This window comes from Polaromonas sp. P3_C2, assembly GCF_056402675.1.
Map to the genome: position 1 here is coordinate 1 of NZ_JBFUGX010001173.1, position 696 is coordinate 696.

Genomic DNA, 696 nt, shown 5'->3' on the forward strand with positions numbered 1-696 from the left:
GTGCAATAGGAGATGCCTCCCGGAGCATCAAGGCTTCGAGAATCTCGTCGTCAAGCGTTATTCTGGTCACGTCAATCTGGGGGACCAGGACTTCGGCACGGTTGAAATTCCTGTTGGCGAGCGCCCGCTGAAAGTCCGAAGTCGGGTCAGGTAGCGCAATGGACTGAAACTCTTTGAGAAAGGCTGCTTTCTTCTTGGTCTGTTTGCCATCCGCATAGAGTTCGACCTCGTTGTAGTCGTCGGCTCCGACATGCAGTTTGACCATGTGCGCGCCGAGTTGGAAAAGGGCCGAAAGAATGGGCCTGTATTCCGAGCGATCCCCGGCATAAAACTGCACGCTCACTACATTCCGATAGCGCCGAAAGCGCTCCACGGAGAACTCATTGCACGCACCGGGCAGCGACGCGCCCAGGCTTTGAAGTGCCTTGTCGAAATACGACTCTGTCGCACCGAGTTGCGCACCGACTCTCTGCCCAAAGGATTCCGCATCCGTTTCTGCTTTGAACAGGATTTCTGCGCTGAAGTCTTGCATCTATTAGTCTTTCATGAGGGAGATAAAACGCAGGCTTGCCGAGAATCTGATGCTCTCGGATGGACCCAGATATGCGTGAATCCTTGTAGGCTTCACCACTTGCGAGCGCGCCGCCAGATCGACAGTTCCTGGGTGTCAGGCCGGTTCTCGATGGTGGCCATGAC

1 protein-coding gene is annotated in these 696 nt (G+C 55.2%); it reads right to left on the reverse strand.

Annotated elements, in window-relative coordinates; genetic code table 11:
* A partial coding sequence (locus tag AC1DWI_RS25405) for a hypothetical protein (RefSeq protein ID WP_477726218.1) occupies window positions 1-532 on the reverse strand: 532 nt, incomplete at its 3' end.
* Window positions 533-696 lie beyond the last annotated feature (164 nt).